The organism is Citrifermentans bremense R1, assembly GCF_000426865.1.
In the GTDB taxonomy this organism is placed as follows: Bacteria; Desulfobacterota; Desulfuromonadia; order Geobacterales; family Geobacteraceae; genus Geomonas; species Geomonas bremensis.
This window is the reverse complement of sequence record NZ_AUGE01000025.1, coordinates 45,197-65,354: the sequence shown is the minus strand read 5'-3', so window position 1 is coordinate 65,354 and position 20,158 is coordinate 45,197. Positions and strand designations below refer to the sequence as shown.

Below are 20,158 nucleotides of genomic sequence, written 5' to 3'. Positions count from 1 at the left end.
CATTTTTTTTTCACCTTGGATGAACTGCTGGCTCAATGCGATGAATCGGCGGAGGCCAGCCCCTCAACCTGCCCCTACTGCCCTTTTGATTACTTCCTTGAGCGCGGAGAGGTTGTAGGGCTTCTGGATAAAACCGGCCAGCCCCTTGCCGAGGAATTTATGGGCAACATCGTTCTCGCTGTATCCGCTGGTCATAATAACTTGCACATCAGGCTTCAATCGACGCAATTCCCTGAAGCACTGCTCACCATCCATGTGCGGCATTGTCAAATCCAGGATCACGAAGATTATGTCGGGCCTATCTTTAAAGATGTCGATGGCTGCACGCCCGTCCTCTGCGGTAACCGGGACGAAGCCGAGCTCTTTCAACATGGCGGCGCCGATACCACGCACCGTCTCCTCGTCGTCCACTAGCAACACGGTTCCGCTTCCGTGCCAGTCAGTCGTGCTGTCTTCGCCATGAAAAAAATCCGCAGGCCGATCGCTGGAAGGGAGCAGTACCTTGAAACTCGTCCCCTTTCCCTCTTCGCTGTAAACTTTTATTGCGCCCTTGTGCCCCTTTACGATACCAAGTACAGCTGCCATACCGAGCCCACGACCGGTGAACTTGGTAGTGAAAAACGGCTCGAAGATTCTGGAAAGGGTGTCTTTGTCCATCCCGCAGCCGGTATCGGCTATTTCCAGATAAACGTACAGCCCCTCACTGAGGTTCTCCATCAGCCAGACGTCTTTCAAGTAACTCCTGTCGCAGTCCATGCACCCGGTTGTTATGGCGATCACGCCACTTTTGTCGCCAATGGCTTCCGAAGCGTTAATAACCAGATTCATGATTATCTGCCGGATCTGTGTGGCGTCGACCTCCACGGACGGGAGAGGGTCGGTCAGATTGAGGCGTAATACCGCTTTTTTGGAAATGGAAACCTGAAGCATATGCATCATCTCTTCGAGTAAAGCGTTGAGATCAAGAGTTTCGAGCACAAATTTGCCTTTCCCGGAGTAAGCCAACATCTGCTTCGCCAAATCGGCGGCCCGCGCAGCCGCCTTTTCGATATTCTTCAGGTTCTCGATAGCGGGGGATTCCTTGCTGAGCCTCATAAGCGCAAGATCAGCGTTGCCAAGGACGGCCATCAAGATGTTGTTGAAATCGTGAGCGATGCCTCCAGCCAAAACCCCAAGACTCTCAAGCTTTTGTGTTTGCAGCAATTTCTGTTCGAGGCTGCGCCTTTCCTCCTCCAGGCGCATGCGTTCTCTAAGGTCGCGAGCCACTGCCAGAAGGTATTCGACTCCTTCGAACTCAAACATCCTGATTCCGATTTCCACTGGAATCAACTCATCGTCTTTTGTCCTGTGGCGGCTTTCCATACTGAGCGTTCCGTGCGCCTTAAATGCCTCCCAGTGCTTCTTCCACACCTTACGGGAAAGATCCGGGTCGATATCGTACGCGTGCATGGCAGTAAATTCTTTAGGTGTGTACCCGAGCGCTGCACAGGCCGCCAGGTTCACAAAGCAAAAACGGGCGTCATTCTGTAAAAGAAATATTGAGTCACGGGCATTATCAAGCGAATAACGGTACAACTCCAGGTTTCGGTTCGACTCCTTGAGTTCGGTGATGTCATGATGAATCGCTAAAATCATTTTTTGACCGGCTTGTTCGAACATTTTGAGCGATACCGTCATGGTAAGGCGTTTGCCGTCTTTGGTGCGGTGTACGGCAGTAAAAGTGGTACTTTCTCCCCTGGCCACCGCCTCAAGGTAACCATCGATCTGCTTCGGATTTTCACACAGATGAATATCGTTCACAGTGAGAAGGGCAAATTCATCGCGGCTATAGCCCAGCAGGGTATGGGCAGTGGTATTAAACTGGATTGGCCTTAGAGAGGGCAAGCTCCACAGAACGATGCCGTCCGGCGATTGCTCGAACAGGGTTCGATAGAGGTTCTCAGACTCCTGCAGACGGCGATGGGCTTCTGCCAAAAGCGAGAAGTTGGATATTTCATTGTCCAGCATCAGACCGGCATAGGCGAAGAAAGGTTGCAGTTCTTCGAAAATACCAAAATCGTTAAGTTGCATCCCCTCCATGCACACAGCGCCGATTTTTCGGCCTTGCGACAACAAGGGAAAGATCCAGTTCTGGGCTGTGACCGCTCCGGTTTCCCCCTGGTAGGGAACCTGCACCTCGGTATTGGTGATGCGAACAGGCTTTCCCGTTTCAAGTACGCTGATTACATGAGAGTCGCCTGGATCTTTAGACTCGCGGAAAGCGCCGTACACGTCCCGCATCTGCCAGACTTGGCCTATGTTGTAAGTGACGGAAATGTTGGCAGCCCCTATGGTCTGCATCAAAATGTTGATGATGCGTTGAACCATGTTGTCCAGGCCGACCACCGAGCTGAGACTGCCCAGCAAATTGTTGACCAGTTCGACGCGCGACTTATGCCTTGCCAGTTCGGACAAGCGCCGTTCAGACTCTTCCAGCCGCGAAAGTGCCACCTGAAGCTCGTCGTTCATTGTTTCAAAGCCCTCACCCGATCAAGGGTCGTTGCAAGGTTCTCTTCCAGCTGCTCCAATCCCACATCCACCCAACGCAGTTCCAGCGAAGTCATAAGGCTTATCGCCTCGGCCTCGGCGCGGAAATCGCCCGAACAGGGAGTGCGAACGGCAAGGAGATATTTGTGCGCGCTACGAAAGATGCCGCGCATGATTTCCGGGTCACCCGGCATTACGCTGCCAATAATATTCTTCCAGTTGACAGCCCAATCCTCGAATAAAAAGAAGGCCCCCTGCTCCAATTCCCGGCAGAACATCTCATGCCCCAGATAGATGTCGACGCAGTTCTGCCCGGGGGTTCTGACCACGTTGGTCTCACCCAGGACCTCATCCATGCAGGGGTGGCAAGCACCGTAAAAGACGACGGCCGGCTCATCTTTGCGCATTTGCAGTGCCTTGGTCAGGCTGTGTTCGAGTTTGTCGAAATCCACGTGGAGCCCGGAGGGGATAAATGTGGTTGCCAGCCGCCATCCATTTTTTACGATCAAGAAATTAATTTCTTTCTGCAAGATTCCGCAGCCGATGATTAGTTTTGGTTCGCACATGCGTCCTCCGAACCGTAATTGCCGTAGCTGACAGCGGCGGACATCATAGCGCGGATGTTTGGCTCCGGAATACTGAACGGCATTAACAAGGTGCCGAAAATAAACCCGCCGGCTTGCTTGCCGGTCAGCATAAGCCTCTCTACCTCTCGATCAATTTCCAGAGGCGACCAGTCGATCAGCCTGATGTCATTTATCGCACCCACTATCAAGGCATTGGGTCCCAACGTACTCCTGGCTTCTGCAATATCGTCGAAAGGATTAAGGTAGAAAGCGCCTAAGCCCGTGTGCCGTTTAAGGTCGGCCAGGATAGGGTTTATCCTCCCCCCGCCGTTGAAGAAGATTACGCCAGCCGGGCCGGGCTGCTCCAAATCCCTGATGACCCAAGGAAGAGCAAGTTCCCGGAATTTAGACGTCGTGATGAATGTTGCCGAGGCTACCGGGTTGGCGTAGACGATCAGGTCAGCTCCGGCCTCGCGAAGTGCAATGATCTGTCGGGAACAAAACTGCGAGCAGAGGGTCAACAGATGATCCAACAGCTTCGTGTCGCCGTTGAGAAAGAGGTCTATATAGGGGCCTATGCCCATCAGCATGGCAGGAAGTGAGAAGGATGCGGTCACCACACCGAGAACGGGCCAACGGCCGGCAGACTCCCTTTTAAGATGACCAATACAAGCGGTCATCTCGCGGAACCGCGGGTTGTCGTCGAGGTCCTCGGGCAGGCGAAGTTTTGTTATGTCCCCAGTTGAACCTATGACAAGATGACCGATATTGGGGGGGCCATCGTCGGCGTATATGATGTTCCTGCAGCCAAGCGCCTCAGCTTCAAGCGCTGAGTAAAACATCCCGAGCAACGTATCGTAACCATATTTCTCGCGCATCCGTAGTTGACCTTCAGCCACCAGATCGCCGCGGGAGTAGTACTCCTTCAGTGAGACCCCCATCTCTTTTGCCCCTTGATCAAGGAGATTGCAGACGATCGGCACCCTGTCAGGCCTTTTGCCGGTCAAAAGAGCGGCAAAACGATCCATGCCCGTGGTCATTGCCGTACCTCCTTGACCAGAGCGGCAACTACTGCAGGCGCGCTGGCCGCTGTGTCGGCCCAAGCGTTCGCTCCCACCTCCCGGTAAAGATTTTCGTGGAACCGGTAGGGAGCTCCTCCTACGATAAGCCGTATCTTTTGCTCCAGCCCCTGTTCCCTTAACAGTTGTCGAACCTTTTTGGGGCCCCTGTCACCGGTGGCTGTATGCACCATCATCGAGGAAATGCCGATGACCTCCGCCCCCGTTTCAAGGGCTGCTTCAATGAAGCGTTCCGGTGCAACGTTGATCCCCAGGTCGATAATCTGGAACATCCTGGCGCGCAGGCACCCGGTCACGATTTTCTTGCCCAAGCCGTGAAAATCTCCAAAACTCGTCCCGATGACCACGGTACCTTGAATCGCAGGGGCCGAGGAAAAGAGAGGTAGGAGGCGGTCGGTCACTTCCTCGGCAATCTGGGAAGCAAGGAAATGCTGCGAGAGCGTGATCTGGTTATCGGAAATCATCCCTCCGATCATCTGCTCCATGCCCGGGACCACCACGTCGAAGATGACGCTCTCCGGGGTCATGTGGTTATCCAAAGCCTCCTGGACGATCCGCAAAGCTGTGGCCTTGTCCGTATCAAAAAGGGCTTTCAGATAGGCTCCCAAGGTATGCTGAACGAGTGCTTCAGTCATAAAAATTGCTCCTTGCAAGTAGTGTCATTCCGTGATGACTAGCAGGTATTAGAGATTGCAGCATTTGCTGTTACACGCGACCTAAAAGCATTGGAGTAAGATACTGGAATACTACCACATTCCAATGTTTTGTCAGAATATATGCTTAATGTTGCCAGATGAAGAGACGCCCTGAGACAATCGGAGAGGCACCAACGAAAAAAGTGCCAGCTGCGGCAATCGCAACTAGCACTTCTGTTTTCATCTCAAGCCGATTGTTCTTTCGTCGACCCGTCAATGCTTGTCGGCGCCGTGCCCGGCATGGCCGCCGTGCTCCTTGGCCGGTTCCTTATGTTCGCCATGAGCACCTTTGCCGGTAGCATCCATGTGAAGCTTTTCCACGTAGTGCGTGAACTCCACGTACGCCTCTACGAACTCACGCCCCTGGACTACGCTTTCATCCTTATGCTTGTAGGCGGCAGCGGCACGCTCGTAACGCTTGTTTATGCCTGCCGTGACATCGTCGGTAACCAGTTTTACCAGTGCATCAGCCGAACCGCCGGCCAAGGCCTTGTCTGCTTCGGCTACCGCAGGTTCCACCTCTCCGGCTGGTTTCAATCCCGTGAAGGGAGCACCTTCCCCGGCACGATGAATCTTCACCAAGGTTGCGAAGAATTTATGGTGGGCAGCCTCTGCGTTAGCCCCTTTCGCGGCGAGTGCCTTGTTGAATGCCGCTTTGACCGTCTTTTCATCTTTCGCTTTCACCCATTTGAGAACAGGGGTGATGTCCTTCGCCTCCAACGCCTTATGTGCATCCTGGACGACGGGGCCATCGAGCGTGTCGCAATGGGCTGCGGCATTACGGGGCGCTCCAAAGGTAACCGCCACGATTGCGGCGATCCCTGCCAGTGTGATCTTAAATATGTCTGTCCTTTTCATTGTTATCTCCTGTGTGGTCGTGTCAGTTTCCCGTACGCGCATCCAGCGCCACCCGCATGCGCCGCAGCGCCTCGATCAGGAGGTCGCGGCGACAGCCGAAATTGAGCCTCACGTAGCCAGGGAGCCCGAAGTCTGCCCCTCCGGAAAGGCCCACCCCCGCCTCCTCGAAGAAAGTTACGGGATCCTCGATCCCGGTTTCGCGCAGGTCGATCCAGGAAAGGTAGGTCGCCTCCACCGGCGCCACGGTCAGCCCCGGCATCCGCGACACTTCACGCGCGACCAAGTCGCGGTTGCCGCGCAGGTACGCGATCAGTTCCTGCCGCCACTCTTCCCCGTGCCGATAAGCGGCCTCGGCAGCCGTATACCCCAGGAGGTTCACGTGGGGGACGATCCTTCCCATCGCTTTCTTGAAGGCGCGGCGCAGCGTGTCGTCGGAGATGACGGCAAACGAACAGCCAAGCCCCGGAACGTTGAAGGTCTTGCTGGGGGCCAGAAGCGTGATGGTGCGCGCGCTTATCTCGGGGGAGAGGGTGGCAAGAGGGATATGCCGCACCCCTTCTTCCAGCACCAGGCCGGCATGGATCTCGTCGCTGCAGATCACCAGGTCGTGCTTTTGCGCGAACTGCGTCAGTTGCGTCAGCTCCTCGCGGCTCCAGACGCGCCCGACCGGGTTGTGCGGGCTGCATAGCAAAAGTAGCTTCGTACCGGGAGTCACCGCGCGCTCCAGGTCCTCAAGGCTGAAACTCCAGCGCCCCTCTTCGCATCGAAGCGGCACCTTTATGGCGTTACGACCGGACAAAGGGGGCGCGGACATGAAGGGGGGATAGACCGGGGTGAGGGTGATCACGTCGTCACCCGCCGCGCCGACCGCCCGGCAGGAGACGTTGAGGCCGGTGACGAGGCCGGGAAGCCAGACGATCCACTCCTTCGCCACCTGCCAGCCGAACTCGTCCCTAAGCGACTGGAGCACCGCCTCGATGAGGCTCTCCGAAGGGGCGGTGTAGCCGAAGACGCCGTGGCTCACCCGCTCGTGCAGCGCCTCGATGACGGCGGGGGGGGAGCGGAAATCCATGTCCGCCACCCACAGGGGAATGATGTCGCGGTCGCGGTACTTGTCCCACTTTTCGCTGGAGGTGCCGCACCGGTCGATGATCTCGTCGAAGTCGAACTTTTTGGTCATTTAAGCTCCCATACCGTCAATTGCGCGATGCTGTATTGGAACTTGCGGCGCGTCTCCCTGATCACGAACGGGATCTCGCGCGGAGCACCGAGCGGCGTGAAGTATGGCAAAAGTTCCCGCGATAGTCCATCTATAGTCCACACCGGTTCTCCCGCTTCCCGGTAACCTCCCAGCCACTCGTCCTTTTTCGTGTATTCCTCAAGCCAGGTATAGGGAGACGCGATCACCAGGAGCCCCCCCGGGTTGAGCCTTTCGCGTATCGCCGCCAGGAAGCGGCGCGGCGAATATAGCCGGTCGATCAGGTTCGCAGCCAGCACCAGGTCGTAGCCGGTGAACTTGTCGGGGAGGTTGCAGGCGTCAGCCTGGAAAAACTCGACCCGCTCCCTGACCTCCTTGAGCCCCAGATCCGCCAGCTCCAGCTCGTGGAAGGAAACCACCTCCCCCTCCTCCGGCAGCGCATAGCGAAGGAACCCCTCCTCCTGCATCCTCGCGGCCAGGCGGAAGAAGCGGCTCGAAAAATCGAGCCCAGTCACCTGGTCAAAGCCCCGGGCAAGCTCGAAGCTGGCCCGCCCGACGGCGCACCCCAGGTCGAGCGCATGCCCCCGGGAGCGACCGCGGGTCAGATCCAGGCAGATCTCCGCGCAGGCCTTTGGAAAGTTGGGGACGCCGAAATGCTCGGGTCCGTAGTGGGCATCGCAATACTGCGCGGCAAGCGTGTCCGTCTCGTACGGGTCCTCGTGGATCTCGACCGGGTGCGCGCTTTCGACGTAGCGGAAACCGGCGTGCTGGAAGAAATGCCTCCTGAAGGCGTAGCGCGAGTCGCGGGTCGCCTCGTTGCCGGTGGAGATCCAGGAGCCCCCCTTGATCAGGTTGTGCCGCGTGTCGAAGGTGGGGGTCGAGAAATCGTCGTACCAGGGGTGGACCCGGAAGCCGTGGAAGGGATAGATGGGCGTCTCGGTCCACTGCCAGACGTTCCCGATCAGGTCGAAGAAATCGCCGAAGGCGAAGCCGTCCACCGGGCAGGAGGAGGCCCAGTATTCGAGGTTTATATTGCCCGGCGCCCGGCGCCACCCCGGCTGGTCCGGCACCCCCGCCAGGTCGCGCAGGCGGTACCACTCATCCTCGGTCGGAAGCCTCATCGATTTGCCGCTTTTAGCGGAGAGCCAGTTGCAGAACGCCTTCGCCTCCAGGTAATTCACCTCTACCGGCCAGTTCCACGGAAGATCGATGATCTCCAGCATGGTTCTGAGCCCCCACCCCCATTCGCGCTCCACCCAGAAAAGAGGATGCTCCGCCTGCTTGAAGCTGCGCCAGTTCCACCCCTCCTCCGTCCACCACGCCCGCTCCCGGTACCCGCCAGCCTCGACGAAGGCCTGGTACTCGCGGTTCGATACCAGGAACTTGGAGGCGGAGAAAGCCTCCACCCTCGCCTCGCGGCTTCCGTACTCGTTGTCCCAGCCGTAGAGGGGATGCCCCTCCTCTTTCCCGAGCCTCACCGTCGCGGCGGAAACCGGCAGCAGTTCGTTCGCCGCGGGCTCGCCGGACTCCCGGCAGATCTCCCAGAAGTCGTGGCGCCGCACCTGGTCCAGGGGAAGCTGGCGGATCAGCACGGACGAGGTCTCCAGGTGGATCCGCTCGTGCTCGATCCCCATCATGATGGCCCAGAAGGGGTGCTCCCAGGTGATGGGGAGGGTAAGCGGCAGCGTCTTGATCAGGCCGTCCACCAGGTCGCGCACCTGGTCCCGGTAACGCTTCACCTCGCCGGGGGTGGGCCAGTCGTAATGAGACTCGTTCAGGTCGTCCCAGGACATCTCGTCCACGCCGACGGCGAAGAGCGATTCAAAACGGGGACTCAGGCGCCGGTCTATGACCCGGGCGATGATGAGCTTGTTGATGAAGAAGGTCGCCGTATGGCCGTAGTAGAAGATGAGCGGATGCCGGAGGCGGTCCCCCTTAAGGTAGAAGGTCGATTCGTCCTTCAAGGTCTCATAGAGCCGCTCGTCAATGGTGAAGGTGGCATGGAAGTAATCCAGTATCTCGGACCTTTTCTGTTCGGGGTCCCCTTCTGTCAGTATTACCGAATGTGTTTTTCTCAGATCCATAATAACGCTCACTATTCCCTTTTGTTAATGTCATCAGCAGTTGCCGATATACTGGCTTTGGCACCCGCTGTTACAGGCGCTATGTCAGTATGATCAGACTATACCAGGAAATTTTCGCACTGCTGCTTAAGCTCTGACGATACCGTTGGCTGGAACTGCGGCAGTTGACAACCCGTTGCTGGATTTTATCTTTAGCTGGTCTGCGCGACGTCTACGCAGGCGAGGGGGATATATGTCATACAAGAAATTTCCGGCCCTTTGTGCCGGGGGGTGCGCGCTATTTCTGGCGCTTATCGCTATTGCGGGAGGTTCCATGGTCATCCTGCCTGGACAGTCCTACCGGGGGGCGCTCCCACCGTTGGAACTGGAGGAGTTGCAGCTACGCGATAGGCTGCGCCAACACGTCGTTCAACTTTCCGGCGCCATCGGAGAGCGCAACGTGGCGCATTACGACCCCCTGATCAAGTCTGCCGAGTACGTCAAAGCCGAACTGCGAAAGGCCGGGCTTTCGGTAAGCGAGCAGCCGTTCGCAGCGGACGGAAAGGTGGTGGCGAATCTGGAAGTAGAGGTGAAGGGGACGACTGAGGCCCAGGAGATCGTCGTCATCGGCGCGCATTACGACTCGGCTCCAGGAACTCCCGGCGCCAACGACAACGCTTCGGGGGTCGCGGCGCTGCTGGAACTGGCGAGGCAGTGCGCCAACCTGCGTCCCGCCCGCACCGTTCGCTTCGTCGCCTTCGTGAACGAGGAGGCACCCTATTTCCAGGGGGAGGAGATGGGGAGCGTGGTCTACGCCCGGCGGGCCAAGGAACGGCGCGATAAGATCGTGGGAATGGTCTCGCTGGAGACCATAGGGTACTACTCGGACCAGCCCGGGAGCCAGCGCTACCCCGCGCCGCTGAGCCATTTCTATCCCGACACCGGCAACTTCATCGGCTTCGTCAGCAACTGGAGTTCGCAGTCGCTGCTGCGCCAGGCGATCGGTGCCTTTCGCAGGGGGGGCGTCAAGTTCCCCTCCGAGGGGGTGGCGGCTCCGGCAGGGATACCGGGGATCGGCTGGTCGGACCAGTGGTCTTTCTGGCAGCAAGGGTACCCGGGGCTGATGGTCACCGACACCGCTCCTTTCCGCTATACCCACTACCACGAGCCCTCAGACACTCCCGACAGGATCGACTACGACAGGATGACGCGGGTGGTGCAGGGACTCGGAAAGGTGGTCCAGGAACTGGCGGGTAAATGAGTGCGATTAAAAAAGGCGCCCCCGGAAATTCGGGGGCGCCTTTTTTCTTTTGAATCAGACCAGCTTCCGCTCCCTTAGTCGCAATGGAAGTTCGACTCGATGCGGCGGTTCTTCTGCTTCCCAGCCGCGGTCTTGTTGTCGGCCGCCGGCTTGGTCGGGCCGTAGCCCACCGCCTTCACGCGCTCGGGAGCTATGCCGAACTTGTCGACCAGGTACTTCCTGACACTGTCGGCACGACGCTGAGAAAGCTTCATGTTGGCGGCCTTGTCGCCGACGCTGTCGGTGTGACCCTCAATGGTCCCGGTGGCGTTCGGGAACTCCTTCATGAACTCCGCCAGGGCCTTAAGCTCGTCATGGTACTGAGGCTTGATGTCGGACTTGTTGGTGTCGAAATGGACGTTGATCACCGCCGGCTGGCACAGTTTGACCGGCGGCGCCGGGACCGGGACCGGGGGAGCCGCCACCGCCACCTTGGCATCGCTTCTTGCCGCGCCGCCGGGGCCTGTGCAGACGAGGGTGTAGAGGATATCGTCTTTCGGCGTGATGGTGAGAGTACCGGCGGTCGGGACCGGCCCGATTTCCGGCTCGATGGCGCAGGCGCTGGCGTTGGCGGAAGTCCAGCTGAGCGTGGCGGTCTCACCCTTGGTCACGGAAGCCGGGTTGACCTGCAGCGTGTCGGTAGGAGCCTTGGGCGCGGGCGGTGGCGGTGGCGGCGGAGCGACCACCGGCTTGGGAGCGGGCTCGGCCGGTCTCGGCGGGCAGAGCGCCTTGGCCTTCGCCGTCGCCTCTTTCGCCAGGGCGGCCCCCTCCTCGGTGTGGCAGGCCCGGAAGACGTCGTAGGCGTTGTTCTTCGCCGCCTCGGCCTCCCTGAATTGGTCAGGACAAAGGGCGGCTTTCCCGTCGGCGCGCGCAGCCTCGATGGCGCGGTCGGCCTCCTGCATCTCGTAACGGATCCAGTAGCCCGGGATGTTTCCGCGGCCGTTGTTTACTTCGTAGTGTGCGCATCCAGACAAGGTCCCCACCGAGCCCAGCGCTAACAACAGTAAAGCTTTCCCAACCAGCTTCTCCCGTTTCATCTTCCCCTCCTTTTGCATTAAATTCAGTGCCGGCATTGCATCGAGCCGGCAAAGCCTGGACGATAATCGCCTTGTCCCCTGTGACTTTGCGAAGTTCAGATGCAAAAAAGTTACAGCAGGGACAGTGTATGTCCACATAAAGGATGAATTAATTATTTTTAAGCGTTACAAATGGGCAGACAGTAACTGCGGCCGGGGGCGTGTGTTAAACAGATCCATTGACGGGAATAGTTGAGAGTGTTGGGCCGGCAGAGTAAAGGAAATGTGTCGAATAAGCTTCAGGAAATAGCCTTGTCTATGACAGACAGGAACTGCTCCGAGGTGAAAGGCTTGGGAAGGAAACTCACCTGCTGATGCTGCCTGGGGTTATGCACCTTCACATCGAAGGTATAGCCGGAGATGTAGAGTACCGGGAGTCCCGGCTGGAAGAGTGCCAGGCTCTCGTACAGCTCGGGTCCGCTCATCTCCGGCATCACCACGTCGGTCACCAGCAGGTCCAGGGAGACGGCGCGCTTCTCTACCAGTTGCAGCGCGAGAGCCGGCGTTTCCGCGGTCAGGACATGGTGGCCCGAGGCCTGGAGGAGCTCCAGGGCCATCTCCCTGATGCTCTCGTTGTCGTCGACGACCAGGATGGTGGCCCGGCTGTCGCTTTGCTCGATTTTTGCCACAGCCTCCGGCTCCGCCTGCTTCATTTTCGCCTTTGCCGCCTGCCTCGGGAAATAAAGGAGGAAGCTCGTGCCTTTGCCTACCTGGCTCTCCACCTTGATCCAACCGTTATGCTGCTTCACGATCCCGTACACCGTCGCAAGGCCTAGCCCCGTTCCCTGCCCTACAGGTTTCGTGGTGTAGAAGGGCTCGAAGATGTGGCTCAGCACCTCTTCGCCCATGCCGCAGCCATTGTCGGTGAAAGAGAGCAGCACGTGCGGGCCGGGCTTGATGCCCGGGTTCACGCGGGCGAACTCGTCGTCTATGGTCACGTTGCCGGTCTCTATCACGATGCTGCCGTTCCCCTTGATGGCGTCCTGGGCGTTGACGGCGAAATTGATCAGGATCTGCTCGATCTGCCCACGGTCGGCGAAGATCCGGGCGCCGCAATCGGTCAGGTTGGTCCTGATCTCGATGTTCGCCCTGATGGTACGCTGCATCAGGTCCAGAAGCGACGCGATCACCTCGTTCAGCTCCAGCACTTCCATGGTAAGCATCTGCTTGCGCCCGAAGGAGAGGAGCTTTTTGGTCAGGTCGGCGGCCTTGTGGGCCGAGACGAGGATGCCGTCGAGCTTCTTCCAGTTGGGGTCGTCGTGGGCAAAGCTCCGCTTGGCGATGTCGGCATAGACGAAGATGGGCGTAAGCAGGTTGTTGAAGTCGTGCGCGAGCCCCCCCGCCAGCTGCCCGATCGCCTCGATCTTCTGCATCTGGCGCATCTGCTCCTCTAGCTTTTGTCGGCTCTCCTCGCTGCGCATCCTGCCGATGGCGATGCTTGCCATGTGGGCCGCCGATTCGATCAGGGCAATTTCGTCCTCCCTGGGGGTGCGGCAGCTCCGGTAATAGATGGCGAAGGTCCCTAAAACCTCCGCCTCGCGCGAGAGGACCGGCTCGGACCAGCAGGCGCGCAGGCCGGCTTCGCTCGCCAGCCTGAAATTCCTCCAGTAGGGATGGGTCTCGATGTCCTCGACCACCACGCGTTTTTTGGTGAAGGCGGCGGTGCCGCAAGAGCCCATGCCCTGTTCGATCCTGAGGCCGGTCACGGCCCGGTTGTAGAAGTCGGGAAGGCTCGGCGCGGCGCCATGGACCAGGCGGGTGCCCGAGTCGTCCACGAGCAGCACGGAGCAGAGCGCACCGGGACTTTCCTGCTCCACGAAGCGGACAATGTCCCCCAAAAGCTCTTCGAGGTTTGAGCCTGTGGCCATCTGCTCCAGTATTTTCAGCCGCGCGTTCTCCCGCCGCTCGATGCGCTTGCGCCGGGAGATGTCTCGGACCACGCTCAGGATGGCCGGTTGCGCGCCGAATTCGATCCTCCGGCTGGAGACCTCGATCGGGACCGGCTCCCCCGCCCTGGTCTGGTGCATCGATTCGTACAGGGCCCGCCCATCCCTTTGTGCAGCGGCAAGCCGTTTCGGCAGTTTCTCCCTCTGGCTTGGGTGATTGATCTCATAAAGGCTTACGTGCAGCAGCTCTTCGTGGCTGTACCCCATTTTGTCGCAGGCCGACTGGTTCGCCTCCAGTATCCTGAAGTCGAAGTCGTGGATATAGATGGCGTCGACGGTGTTGTCGAAAAGCTGCCGGAACCTCGCCTCGGACATCTGCAGCACTTTTTCCAGCCGCTTGCGCCGTTCGTTGTTCAGGTAGAGGGTCAAAAGGCCCGTCAGCATCAGTACCGCTACGGCCAGCGCCAGCCAGAAGACGGTCTTGTTCACCGCATACACCGCGACCGGCTTGTTGATGACGCGTGCCCCGGCGGGAATCTTCCCCCGGTCTATGCCGAACCTGCGCACCACCGCATCGTCGAACATGGCCTCGGAGAGGTTCTGGTCTACCACGGCGATACTCTGCGCCTTCTCGCCGGAGATGATCCTGAGCGCCAGTTCCGCAGCTTTTCTCCCCTGGGTCTGCCCCTCCATCATGCGCCCGCCGACCACGCCTTTTCCCAGCTGGGCGGCGTGTACGGCATAAACGGGGACGGGGCTTGCGGTTGACACCATTTGGGCTACCTGGCCCTGGGTGAAGGAGCGTCCCCCTTTCTCCACCGAGTAGGAAAGGAGCAGCACCAGGGTGTCCGGACGCAGCGCCTTCAACTGCTGCACCGCGATCTCGAGCGGTAGGTTCGGGAGGAAACGTAGACGGACCCCCGCGAACTGCACATGGTGTTGGGTAAGTTCATGCGCCATGGCGAGCCCGGTGTCGGTATAGTCGTGCACCACCATCACCTGCCGGGTTCCGGGATGCAGGGAGAGCGCCATCTCCAGCGTGCCGACCATGTCATGGTGTTCGGCGACGCCGGTCAGGTTTTTGCGTCCCACGATCATCCGCGGGTTGTAGTCGTTGATGCCGCAAAAAACCAGCGGCGTGCCCGGGAATAGACGGTCACGGTAGCGCAGGGCGAACTCGAAAGCCGCGTTGTCCAGCGCCATCACCACCTGGAAACGACTGGCGCTGTATTTCGCCGCAAGGAGGTCGGCCAGTTGGGGGAAGTGCTTTTTGGCGGGGAATTTCTTGGTGTCGAGGTGCTCGATCAAGAGCTCCAGGTGGGGGAGCCTGCGGGTCAGGGTCTCCCGCAACCCGTGCATCTCGTCGTCGGACCATTCATAACCGTCGTTGTAGGAGTTGAGCACCAGGACGTGCGGTCTGGAAGCCGCCTGCAGCTGCGAGTAGCCGATAAAAAGCAGCCCAAACAACACCAGCAGGAAGATCAAAGCCGCGCTGATTTTACGGGGAACAGCAAGCATTTACTACCTCAGGAACCTATCCTGGAAAGTGTGCGGACCTTTTGAGGCTGGTTCTCGAATTATCGGTAAACCGGACAATTCCTTTAGTTATTAATGATGCAAGGAGTCAACTTAACAGCACGTAACGGCAGTTGACAATGGACAATTGACAACGAAATGCGCAATACGGACTGATAAGGGGGACAGGCACTTTTTTCAATAAAAAAGAAGCCTGTCCCCCTTATCAGTTACAGCGGCCGGGGGGTGCAGAGGTAACCTTCCTCGTCGGCCTTCGCCTGGCACCTGTTGCAGATGAACTTCGGTTTTGACGAATGCAGATCGATCTCCTCGATCCTCCCCTCGCGCTTCAACTGGCACATGTGCGCCTTATGCTCTGCCAGCTTCGGACACTCTTTATACTCGTTCATTGGAATCTCCTTTATTTTTGCAGTGGATACCGTTATCATAGCACATCCGCAATGCCGCACCCATCCTTGCATTGCGGCGTTTCCTTCCTTTACATGACCCGTTCCCCTGATAACATTAACGTAAAGTTACGTCACCCACATTAGAGGAGCAGGACATGCAGAAGACCATGCAGGCGCTGGTTAAGAAGTACCCTAAGCCCGGGCTGTGGCTCGACGAAGTCCCGGTCCCGGAGGTAGGGATCAACGACGTGCTGATCAAGGTCCACAAGACCGCGGTCTGCGGCACCGATCTGCACATCTGGGACTGGAACGACTGGGCCCGTAAAACCATTCCGGTCCCCATGGTGGTGGGCCACGAATTCGTGGGGCGGGTGGCCGCCATGGGCAGCAACGTCGCCGACCTGAACATCGGGGACATCGTCTCCGGCGAGGGGCACATCGTCTGCGGCAGATGCCGCAACTGCCTGGCCGGCAGGCGCCACCTCTGCAAGGACACCAACGGGGTAGGGGTCAACCGCGCCGGCGCTTTCGCCGAGTACATCTGCATCCCGGTCACCAACGTCTGGCACGCCGACCCCACCATACCCATGGAAATCCTCGGGATCTTCGATCCCTTCGGCAACGCGACCCATACCACCCTCGCCTTCCCCATCCTGGGGGAGGACGTGCTCATCACCGGCGCCGGCCCCATAGGCATCATGGCGACGGCCATAGCCCGCCATGCCGGGGCGCGCTACATCGTGGTGACGGACCTGAACCAGTACCGCCTCGACCTGGCGAAGAAGATGGGGGCGACGGTGGCCCTCAACGTCAGGGAAGGAACCCTGGCGCAGGTGCGGGAGCAGCTGGGGATGAAGGAGGGATTCGACGTGGGGCTGGAGATGTCCGGAAACGGCGACGCCTTCAAGGAGATGCTGGCCAACATGTGCCACGGCGGCAAGATCGCCATGCTGGGGCTTCCCTCGGCGGATCTCGCCGTCGACTGGAACCAGGTGATCTTCAACATGCTGACCATCAAGGGGATCTACGGCCGGGAGATGTACGAAACCTGGTACCTGATGCAGTCCCTGATCAAGATCGGGCTGGATCTCACCCCGGTCATTACCCACCGTATGCACTACACCGAGTTCGAAGAGGCGTTCCGGGTGATGAGCACCGGCAACGCCGGGAAGGTGATGCTCAACTGGGTCGAGGAGTGAAAATCACGCCAGGAGGCAAAGGATGTCCGAGAAGTTCGAGTGGATCAATGAGGAAATGGAGACCCTGAAACAGCAGGGGCTGAAGACGCATATCCGCACCATCGGTTCGGCCTGCGGCCCCTGGATGGTGGTGGACGGCAAGAAGGTGCTCAACTTCTGCACCAACAACTACCTGGGGCTCGCCAACCACCCGCGGCTCAAGGAGGCGGCCCGGGCCGCGGTACAGATCTGGGGAGTGGGGCCGGCGGCGGTCAGAAGCATCGCCGGGACCCTGGAGTTGCACCGGTTGCTGGAGGAGCGGCTGGCCACCTTCAAGGGGGTCGAGGACGCCCTCTACGTCCAGTCCGGGTTTTGCGCCAACCAGGCGGCCATCCCCTCCATGGTGGGGAAGGGGGACGTCATCTTCACCGACCGGCTGAACCACGCCAGCATCATCGACGGCTGCAGGCTTTCCTCCGCCCGGGTCGTGGTGTACGAGCACTGCGACGTGGAGGATTGCGAACGCGCCATCAAGGAGAACCTGGGGGAGTACCGACGGGCCCTTTTGATCACCGACGGGGTCTTCTCCATGGACGGCGACATAGCCCCCTTGGACCAGCTCTTCGAACTCTGCGAGCGCCACGGCATCATCACCATGGTGGACGACGCCCACGGCGAGGGGGTCCTTGGGCGCGGCGGGCGCGGCATCGTGGACCACTTCCAGCTGAACGGGAAGTTCGACCTGGAGATAGGGACACTCTCCAAGGCCTTCGGCGTCATGGGCGGGGTCATCGCCGGGAGCAGCACGGTCATCGAGTGGATCAGGCAGAAGGCGCGCCCTTTCCTCTTTTCGAGCGCGGTAACCGCCGCCGACACGGCGGCGTGCCTCGCTGCGGTCGACCTGTTGGAGGAGGGGACCGAGCTGGTAGAGCGGCTCTGGGAAAACACGCGCTACTTCAAGGAGGGTATGCGGAGTGCAGGGTTCGACATCGGCGCCAGCGTCACTCCCATCACGCCGGTGATGATCGGGGATGCCACGCTCGCCCAAAATTTCTCGCGCATGCTCTTCGATTCCGACCCCGGCATCTTCGCCATGCCGATCGGCTACCCGACCGTCCCGCAGGGAAAGGCGCGCATCAGGGTCATGATCAGCGCCTCCCACTCCCGCGAAGACCTCGACCTGGGGCTGGACATCTTCACCCGGATCGGGAAGTCCGTGGGGGTAATCGGCTAAAGACACGGGAGATCGCACGAACGGAAAAAGAAAGCCTCCTCGTCCCCGACACTGGTGGGAAAGAGGGGGCTTCTTTATTTGGAAATCCTGTTCCCCTGGTTCCCAAGCCCCAGCTATGCAAAAGGGGAAGCTGGAGCTTCGGCAGGGCCTTGCGTTCCCAAGGTGGACCTTGGGAACGAGATCAAGAGGGACTTAATACCAAAGTTAGCCGCGTCCGCCCTTGATCGCCCTGGGGTTGCAGAGCCGGCAGGGGTCGTTCGCCTGCATCTTGCACTTGTTGCAGAAGACGATGGGGTTTTCCTGGAACTTTTCCAGTTCCTCGGTCCTGCCGTCTTTTTTCAGCTTGCACATGTGATCCTTGTGTTTCAGCGGGGTCTCGCACTTTATCTTGTCGGCCATCTCAAGGCTCCTCCTGTCATTTAGCACCGAATATAGCAAGGGTGACCAGTAGCGGGTAGCAATGAAGCACCAAACCGGCGAAGGGTTCCCAACGCTTCCTGGACCAGAACAGGAGGGGGACCGGCAGCAGTATGGTGCAGATAAGGGGCGTGACCCGGACGACGCCGAAGAGCGGAAGCATCAGGGTGCCGGCTACCATGGCCGCCATCCAGAGCCGGCAAAGCGGCGCGCAACCGTCGGCGCCGGCGGGAGGCGTGAAGACGGGGAACCCGGCGCGCCGGTAGTCGTCGGCATGCTTTCGCTGCAACTGCCAGAAATGCGGGACCTGCCAGAGGTAGATGACCCCGGCCAGCAGGATGACCGGAAACTCCCCGAGCCCCCCGCCGGCGGCGCTCCACCCGACCAGCGGCGCACCGCACCCGCACAACCCTCCCACCAGAAGCGCCAGCGAACTGACCCGCTTCAGGGGGGTGTACAGCGCCAGGTACCAGAAGAGGGTGAAAAGAGAGACGGCGGCCGGAACCGTACCGGCCACGAGGAAGAGAAGGGCCGCGCCTGCCGAAAGCGCGGCGAGTCCCGCCAGGAGGGCGGCGGCCGGTGTGAGTTTTCCGGTGGGAAGAGGGCGGCCGCAGGTGCGCCGCATAAGCGCGTCGAGGTCGCGCTCCATGACCTGGTTCAGCGCGGAGCCTGCCGCGGCCAAAAACGCCACCCCCAGGAAGACGGCCAAGAGGGTAGGGCGCTGGGCAGGGGAGGGGAAGAGCAGGTAACCCGCCGCCGCCGCGGCCCCGTTCATGAGCGCCAGCGGCAGCCGAAAAAGTCGCATCAGTATTTTCACTTCAACCCCTTCAGGTACTCGATCACCGCCTTCAAATCCGCCTCAGGCATGGTGGAGGGGGGCATCACCGCGGGGTAGTCGTCCACGATGGCGGCCGCGGGATTTAGTATGGATTCGCGCAGGTAGGCGTCATCAGCGGTGACCGTTTCCTCTTTCTTTTCCCTTTCGACCTTGACCTTGCTTCCGTAGAGCCCCTTGAAGGTGGGCCCGACTTTCCTGGTGCCGTCCAGCGAGTGGCAGCCGAGGCAGCCGTATTTTTCCAACAGCGCCTGCCCCTGAGCCGCGCCCCCTGCGGCTGTCTGCTGCAGCCAGGCGGCGAACTGCGCCGGGGGGAGGGCTTCGACCGTGGTGATCATGGCGGAGTGGCCGGTGCCGCAGTACTGGGAGCAGAAGAGGTCGTAGGTGCCGGGGCTCGTCGCCACGAACCAGACGTGGTTCTTCATCCCCGGGACCACGTCCCGCTTGATCTTGAAGGCGGGGACGTAGAAGCCGTGCACCACGTCCTTCGACTCAAGGTTCACCTGTACCGCCCTCCCTACCGGGACGTAGAGCTTGCCGCTTTGCTTGCCGTTGTCGTAGACGAAGTTCCAGGACCACATCCTCGCCTCGGCCTTAACCTGCATCGCGTTTTTAGGGACCGTCCTGAGCGACAGGTAGCTGGTCCAGCCGTAGTAGAACATCCCCATCACCAGGATGGTGGGTAGGACAGTCCAGACCACCTCCAGAAGCGGACTCCCCGAGACCTGCGAGGTCGGCTCCGGGTTCTTGGAGCGGCGGTAGCGGACCACGAAATAAACCATGGTAGCGGTGATCCCCAAAAGCAGCACCAGGCAGGCGCCAAAGAGGAAGGTGAATACCGGGTCCACTGCTTGTTGCGTCGATGTAATTAGCTGATTTTCCACGATGCCCCTCTAACGGTAGAGTACGTCGAAAAAGGTGCCCCCGATGAATCCGGCCAGGGTGAAGAGGGCCACGAACAGGATGATGCGAAATAGCCGCGGCTCGTACTTCATGTGCATGAAGAAGGCGATCACCAGCCCGGACTTGACGCTGGCTATGGCGAGCGCCGCCCAGACCTTCCAGACCCCCAGCTCGAACCGTGTGACCATGATAGTGGCGGCGGTAAGGACCAGCAGCGCCACCCAGACCGCTGTCAGTTTCCCGTAACTCAGGATATGTTCCGTATGTTCCACGTTGGCTCCTGGAAACCAGATAAAGATAAAGATTGAGTTAAGGCAGAAACCTAAAACAGGTGTACAGGGCTTACTCAATTTTTAATCTTTATATTATCCGTTTCTAAAGGGTTTCTTTATCTTTATCTCTATCTCTATCTTTATCTG

17 protein-coding genes are annotated in these 20,158 nt (G+C 59.3%); 3 read left to right on the top strand and 14 right to left on the bottom strand.

Going from position 1 to position 20,158, the window contains the following annotated elements:
- Nucleotides 1-63: 63 nt before the first annotated feature.
- The 7 genes from K419_RS22810 to ovoA all read right to left on the bottom strand — a co-directional run bounded on the left by K419_RS22810 (nt 64) and on the right by ovoA (nt 9,006).
- Nucleotides 64-2,508 (bottom strand): PAS domain-containing hybrid sensor histidine kinase/response regulator, encoded by a 2,445-nt coding sequence (locus K419_RS22810; RefSeq protein WP_051293045.1) that lies wholly within the window; start codon nt 2,506-2,508, stop codon nt 64-66.
- A complete protein-coding gene (locus tag K419_RS22110; protein WP_035497278.1) occupies nt 2,505-3,092 on the bottom strand; it encodes a DUF1638 domain-containing protein in 588 nt (195 codons plus the stop codon). Before K419_RS22110 ends, K419_RS22810 begins: the two co-directional genes overlap by 4 nt.
- Complete coding sequence (locus tag K419_RS0114540) at nt 3,074-4,132, bottom strand: uroporphyrinogen decarboxylase family protein (RefSeq protein ID WP_026842235.1); 1,059 nt, start codon at nt 4,130-4,132, stop codon at nt 3,074-3,076. Before K419_RS0114540 ends, K419_RS22110 begins: the two co-directional genes overlap by 19 nt.
- Complete coding sequence (locus K419_RS0114535) at nt 4,129-4,806, bottom strand: cobalamin B12-binding domain-containing protein (protein WP_026842234.1); 678 nt, start codon at nt 4,804-4,806, stop codon at nt 4,129-4,131. The genes K419_RS0114540 and K419_RS0114535 overlap by 4 nt, the downstream gene beginning before the upstream one ends.
- A 273-nt stretch (nt 4,807-5,079) precedes the next feature.
- Nucleotides 5,080-5,724, bottom strand: a complete 645-nt coding sequence (locus K419_RS0114530) for a DUF6448 family protein (protein ID WP_026842233.1) — start codon at nt 5,722-5,724, stop codon at nt 5,080-5,082.
- A gap of 22 nt (nt 5,725-5,746) precedes the next feature.
- Complete coding sequence (locus K419_RS0114525) at nt 5,747-6,904, bottom strand: MalY/PatB family protein (RefSeq protein WP_026842232.1); 1,158 nt, start codon at nt 6,902-6,904, stop codon at nt 5,747-5,749.
- On the bottom strand, nt 6,901-9,006 hold the full coding sequence (gene ovoA / locus K419_RS0114520) for a 5-histidylcysteine sulfoxide synthase (RefSeq protein ID WP_026842231.1): 2,106 nt from the start codon (nt 9,004-9,006) through the stop codon (nt 6,901-6,903). Before ovoA ends, K419_RS0114525 begins: the two co-directional genes overlap by 4 nt.
- A 232-nt stretch (nt 9,007-9,238) precedes the next feature.
- Here ovoA and K419_RS0114515 point away from each other — a divergent pair, with 232 nt between their 5' ends.
- Nucleotides 9,239-10,246: a M28 family peptidase gene (locus K419_RS0114515; RefSeq protein ID WP_026842230.1), complete on the top strand. Its 1,008-nt coding sequence runs from the start codon at nt 9,239-9,241 to the stop codon at nt 10,244-10,246.
- Nucleotides 10,247-10,320: 74 nt separating this feature from the next.
- On the opposite strand, the gene K419_RS0114510 is transcribed toward K419_RS0114515, so the two are convergent.
- From K419_RS0114510 to K419_RS0114500, 3 genes are all read right to left on the bottom strand, one after another.
- Nucleotides 10,321-11,322: an OmpA family protein gene (locus K419_RS0114510; RefSeq protein WP_026842229.1), complete on the bottom strand. Its 1,002-nt coding sequence runs from the start codon at nt 11,320-11,322 to the stop codon at nt 10,321-10,323.
- 278 nt (nt 11,323-11,600) lie between these two features.
- The gene (locus K419_RS22105) at nt 11,601-14,765 is read right to left on the bottom strand and encodes a PAS domain S-box protein (protein WP_051293043.1); all 3,165 of its coding nucleotides are present in this window, start codon (nt 14,763-14,765) and stop codon (nt 11,601-11,603) included.
- A gap of 227 nt (nt 14,766-14,992) precedes the next feature.
- Nucleotides 14,993-15,172 carry a hypothetical protein gene (locus tag K419_RS0114500; RefSeq protein ID WP_026842228.1) on the bottom strand — a complete coding sequence of 60 codons (180 nt, stop codon included), beginning with the start codon at nt 15,170-15,172 and terminating at the stop codon, nt 14,993-14,995.
- 155 nt (nt 15,173-15,327) lie between these two features.
- Between K419_RS0114500 and tdh the strand changes: the two genes are divergently transcribed.
- On the top strand, nt 15,328-16,371 hold the full coding sequence (gene tdh, locus K419_RS0114495) for an L-threonine 3-dehydrogenase (RefSeq protein ID WP_026842227.1): 1,044 nt from the start codon (nt 15,328-15,330) through the stop codon (nt 16,369-16,371).
- A gap of 22 nt (nt 16,372-16,393) precedes the next feature.
- Nucleotides 16,394-17,584: a glycine C-acetyltransferase gene (locus K419_RS0114490; protein WP_026842226.1), complete on the top strand. Its 1,191-nt coding sequence runs from the start codon at nt 16,394-16,396 to the stop codon at nt 17,582-17,584.
- A gap of 204 nt (nt 17,585-17,788) precedes the next feature.
- On the opposite strand, the gene K419_RS0114485 is transcribed toward K419_RS0114490, so the two are convergent.
- From K419_RS0114485 to K419_RS0114470, 4 genes are read right to left on the bottom strand one after another with little or no spacing between them, the layout of a single operon-like run.
- A complete protein-coding gene (locus K419_RS0114485) occupies nt 17,789-17,983 on the bottom strand; it encodes a hypothetical protein (RefSeq protein ID WP_026842225.1) in 195 nt (64 codons plus the stop codon).
- Nucleotides 17,984-17,999: 16 nt separating this feature from the next.
- Nucleotides 18,000-18,806, bottom strand: a complete 807-nt coding sequence (locus K419_RS0114480) for a protoheme IX farnesyltransferase (protein ID WP_035497282.1) — start codon at nt 18,804-18,806, stop codon at nt 18,000-18,002.
- An 8-nt stretch (nt 18,807-18,814) separates the two neighbouring features.
- A complete protein-coding gene (gene coxB, locus K419_RS0114475; protein WP_026842223.1) occupies nt 18,815-19,720 on the bottom strand; it encodes a cytochrome c oxidase subunit II in 906 nt (301 codons plus the stop codon).
- A 9-nt stretch (nt 19,721-19,729) separates the two neighbouring features.
- Complete coding sequence (locus tag K419_RS0114470; RefSeq protein ID WP_012528486.1) at nt 19,730-20,011, bottom strand: cytochrome C oxidase subunit IV family protein; 282 nt, start codon at nt 20,009-20,011, stop codon at nt 19,730-19,732.
- Between the last annotated feature and the right edge of the window lie 147 nt (nt 20,012-20,158).

Coding starts and splice junctions, on each gene's coding strand:
- K419_RS22810 (WP_051293045.1), bottom strand. CDS start 2,508: ATGAACGACGAGCTTCAGGTGGCACTTTCGCGGCTGGAAGAGTCTGAA.
- K419_RS22110 (WP_035497278.1), bottom strand. CDS start 3,092: ATGTGCGAACCAAAACTAATCATCGGCTGCGGAATCTTGCAGAAAGAA.
- K419_RS0114540 (WP_026842235.1), bottom strand. CDS start 4,132: ATGACCACGGGCATGGATCGTTTTGCCGCTCTTTTGACCGGCAAAAGG.
- K419_RS0114535 (WP_026842234.1), bottom strand. CDS start 4,806: ATGACTGAAGCACTCGTTCAGCATACCTTGGGAGCCTATCTGAAAGCC.
- K419_RS0114530 (WP_026842233.1), bottom strand. CDS start 5,724: ATGAAAAGGACAGACATATTTAAGATCACACTGGCAGGGATCGCCGCA.
- K419_RS0114525 (WP_026842232.1), bottom strand. CDS start 6,904: ATGACCAAAAAGTTCGACTTCGACGAGATCATCGACCGGTGCGGCACC.
- ovoA (WP_026842231.1), bottom strand. CDS start 9,006: ATGGATCTGAGAAAAACACATTCGGTAATACTGACAGAAGGGGACCCC.
- K419_RS0114515 (WP_026842230.1), top strand. CDS start 9,239: ATGTCATACAAGAAATTTCCGGCCCTTTGTGCCGGGGGGTGCGCGCTA.
- K419_RS0114510 (WP_026842229.1), bottom strand. CDS start 11,322: ATGAAACGGGAGAAGCTGGTTGGGAAAGCTTTACTGTTGTTAGCGCTG.
- K419_RS22105 (WP_051293043.1), bottom strand. CDS start 14,765: ATGCTTGCTGTTCCCCGTAAAATCAGCGCGGCTTTGATCTTCCTGCTG.
- K419_RS0114500 (WP_026842228.1), bottom strand. CDS start 15,172: ATGAACGAGTATAAAGAGTGTCCGAAGCTGGCAGAGCATAAGGCGCAC.
- tdh (WP_026842227.1), top strand. CDS start 15,328: ATGCAGAAGACCATGCAGGCGCTGGTTAAGAAGTACCCTAAGCCCGGG.
- K419_RS0114490 (WP_026842226.1), top strand. CDS start 16,394: ATGTCCGAGAAGTTCGAGTGGATCAATGAGGAAATGGAGACCCTGAAA.
- K419_RS0114485 (WP_026842225.1), bottom strand. CDS start 17,983: ATGGCCGACAAGATAAAGTGCGAGACCCCGCTGAAACACAAGGATCAC.
- K419_RS0114480 (WP_035497282.1), bottom strand. CDS start 18,806: ATGCGACTTTTTCGGCTGCCGCTGGCGCTCATGAACGGGGCCGCGGCG.